The sequence below is a fragment of the Deinococcus roseus genome, assembly GCF_014646895.1.
Classification (GTDB): Bacteria; Deinococcota; Deinococci; order Deinococcales; family Deinococcaceae; genus Deinococcus_C; species Deinococcus_C roseus.
Genome location: NZ_BMOD01000062.1, coordinates 1 through 2,857, shown reverse-complemented (window position 1 = coordinate 2,857; position 2,857 = coordinate 1). Strand labels below are relative to the sequence as shown.

The 2,857-nt window shown below is 57.6% G+C and carries 4 protein-coding genes; 3 read left to right on the top strand and 1 reads right to left on the bottom strand.

Going from position 1 to position 2,857, the window contains the following annotated elements:
• Positions 1-180 (bottom strand): hypothetical protein (locus IEY52_RS26295; RefSeq protein WP_229684997.1); only part of this gene is annotated, 180 nt, incomplete at its 3' end.
• Positions 181-645: 465 nt separating this feature from the next.
• On the opposite strand from IEY52_RS26295, the gene IEY52_RS26290 reads away from it, so the two are divergent.
• The 3 genes from IEY52_RS26290 to IEY52_RS26280 all read left to right on the top strand — a co-directional run.
• Positions 646-1,641, top strand: a complete 996-nt coding sequence (locus IEY52_RS26290; protein ID WP_189009621.1) for a LacI family DNA-binding transcriptional regulator — start codon at positions 646-648, stop codon at positions 1,639-1,641.
• Positions 1,642-1,654: 13 nt separating this feature from the next.
• Positions 1,655-2,560 carry an ROK family protein gene (locus IEY52_RS26285; RefSeq protein ID WP_189009618.1) on the top strand — a complete coding sequence of 302 codons (906 nt, stop codon included), beginning with the start codon at positions 1,655-1,657 and terminating at the stop codon, positions 2,558-2,560.
• Positions 2,557-2,857 (top strand): type I phosphomannose isomerase catalytic subunit (locus IEY52_RS26280; RefSeq protein WP_373289939.1); only part of this gene is annotated, 301 nt, incomplete at its 3' end. The genes IEY52_RS26285 and IEY52_RS26280, both read left to right, overlap by 4 nt.

Below are 2,857 nucleotides of genomic sequence, written 5' to 3'. Positions count from 1 at the left end.
ACTGACCAACACGGCTTTGATGGTGACGTTGTCCTGGGCTTTGTTGTAGTCTGCGGCGGCGTCCAGGATGGTCTGTCCGTCGGCGTCGCCCCAGGGGTACCAGATGGTCACGGTGTCTTTGGCAAGTGCAGGGCTGGCCAGGGCAATCAGGGAAAGGGTGAGCAGGGTTTTGCGGTTCATGAAATCCTCCAGTGGGGTCTGTTCAAAGCTTGTTCACGGGTGTTCACCGCCGGGGAGCCAGAAAAGAAGATGCCAGACAGAGGGAGCACGGCAGTCCAAAGTGGAGGGATGGACTGTGCCTGAAGAGGAGGTCTGGTGGGTGGAAAGCTCCCCGGTGTTTAGGTTGTGAACATGGATTCAATGTACGCCCATGTTCCCCGGATGTCAATATGTGTTCGAGGAACAAAGATTGTAAGTTCTCAGAACTTTTATCGAGATGGGCCGAAGCTGGACTCAGATCGGATTCAGAAATATTGCCCAGAAGCGCAAATTTCCCAGGCAAGGACGGGGAGACGCAGGCAAAAAGGGTTTCTGGGACATGGGCTTCATGGGATGATGACGCAAGTGTTACACCCAAAGCCATTTTACCGGTTCATCGAATGTTCAAGGATTGTTTTTTGAACAAAATAGGATTACTCTTGGAACATGACCACCAGAGCCCGCAGCAGCCCCACCATCCGGGAGATTGCCCAGCATGCAGGGGTGTCGCTGGGCACCACCTCACGGGCGCTCAACAACCAGCTGGGCATCAACGACGACCTCAAGGCCCGTGTGCTCAAAGCTGCAGAAGAACTTGGTTATGATTTTTCAAACCTGCGGCCTTCGCGCAGCATCAAAAGGATCACCTTCATCTATGACCGCCAGCACAACACCCTCTCCAACAACCCTTTCTATTCCACCGTGTTGCATGGCGTGGAAGATGCCTGCAACACCGAAAAAATCTCGCTTTCCTTCACCTCCAGCACCCCAGAAGAAAGCCTCTCTGAACGTCTGAAACGCGATGAAACAGACGCGCTGCTGTGTGTGGGGGCTTTTGAACCCGGCCAGTTGCAGGAAATCCGTGAACTGGGCATTCCGGTGGCACTGGTGGATTTGTGGCACCCCGAAATGCACAGCGTGAACAGCGACAACTTCGGAGGGGCCTTCAAGCTCACCTCTTTGCTGGTTCAGCGGGGCTACAAAAGGATTGCTTTCATCTGCGGTCCGGCCTCGCATTACTCCATCACCCAGCGCAGACAGGGTTACCGTTATGCCCTGATTGCCCACCACCTCGAACAGGACCCGGATCTGGAAGTGTTCCGGGAACCCATCATGCAGGAGGTGGCAGGCACCGACCATGCGGTGAGGCAACTGTTGAACCTGCAAAACCGTCCGGATGCCATTTTCTGCTGGAACGACAGCACCGCCATCCAGGCGATCCAGACCTGCTACAGCCTGGGATTGAAAGTGCCCGAGGACATCGCGGTGGTGGGGTTTGATGACCTGCCCACCGCCCGCACCTCCTTTCCTCCGCTGACCACCGTCAGGATCGACAAAGAAGCCCTGGGACGGCGGGGTGTGGAACTGCTGCTGTCCCGTCCCAGTGAACCCACCCAGGTGATTGTGCCCACCCAGATTGTGGTGCGGTCCAGCACCCAATGACCCTTCTCTCGCCATGAAAAACCCTGCCCAATATGCCCTCTGTCTGGATGTGGGGGGCAGTCATGTGACTGCTGCGCCCATCGACCTTTCCCACCGCACCCTGCTGAACCCCGGACGGGTGCGGGCACCTGTGCATCATGTTGATGCTGCCGAGACCATCTTGCAAACCTGGTGGTCTGCCCTGTCCATGGCTTCACTGGCCTGTGAAAACAAAAGCTTCTCGCACATCACGCTGGCATTGCCTGCACCTTTCGATTACCAGCACGGCATTTCCCGCATGACCCACAAGTACAGGCAGTTGTTCGGACTGGATGTGCGGGCCTTGCTGCAAACCCAGCAACAGTTCAGCCCTCTGGCAGGCCTTCCGATCTTCTTTGCCAACGATGCAGACCTTTTTGCCCTTGGGGAGCACTGGGCCGGGATGGGCCAGCCTTTCGAGCGCATGATTGGTGTCACGCTGGGCACCGGACTGGGCAGCGGTTTTGTCCGCGAAGGGAAAATCATCCGTTCAGGACCAGAGGTGCCTCCAGAAGGCGAACTGTGGAACACCCCTCATCTGGACGGTCTTGCAGAACGCCATGCCTGCGGTCAGGCCGTCAGTGACAGTTATGGTTTGCTAACCGGAGAAAGCTGCTCTGCAGAAGAAATCAGTCTGCGGGCAGACCAGGGCGACCTCCAGGCCCGCAGCGCTTTCCAGACGCTGGGAGAACATCTGGTCGCCATCCTCACTCCGCATGTGCAGGCGTTTGAGGCACAGGCCGTGGTGGTGGGAGGCAACGTTTCACGGGCCTGGAAGCATTTCGGTCCAGCATTGCAGGAAGGATTGCCCGGAGCAGAGGTTTTCCCTTCCCAGTTGCGCGAAGATGCAGCCTTGCTGGGCGGCGCGGCCCTGCTCTCCCCTGCTGGAGTGCTGTCATGAGTCACCTGATTCGGCTGAAACCCGAATTCCACAGCAGGGTGTGGGGAGGAAACCGCCTGCAAGCCGGACCTGACCCCATCGGAGAAGCCTGGGTGGTCTATGCAGGAAACACCATTGCAGGCGGTCCCCACCACGGCAAAACCCTGGATGACCTTGTTCATGAACGTCCCCAGTGGCTGCTGGGCAGCAGAGGAGCGGGCCACCAGCACTTTCCGCTGTTGATCAAACTGCTGGACTGCCAGGACTGGCTTTCCATCCAGGTGCACCCCAATGACCAGCAAGCACAGCAGTTCCACG

What these genes read in the sequence shown, in the direction of transcription:
- IEY52_RS26290 (WP_189009621.1), top strand. Translation starts at nt 646, where the DNA reads ATGACCACCAGAGCCCGCAGCAGCCCCACCATCCGGGAGATTGCCCAG.
- IEY52_RS26285 (WP_189009618.1), top strand. Translation starts at nt 1,655, where the DNA reads ATGAAAAACCCTGCCCAATATGCCCTCTGTCTGGATGTGGGGGGCAGT.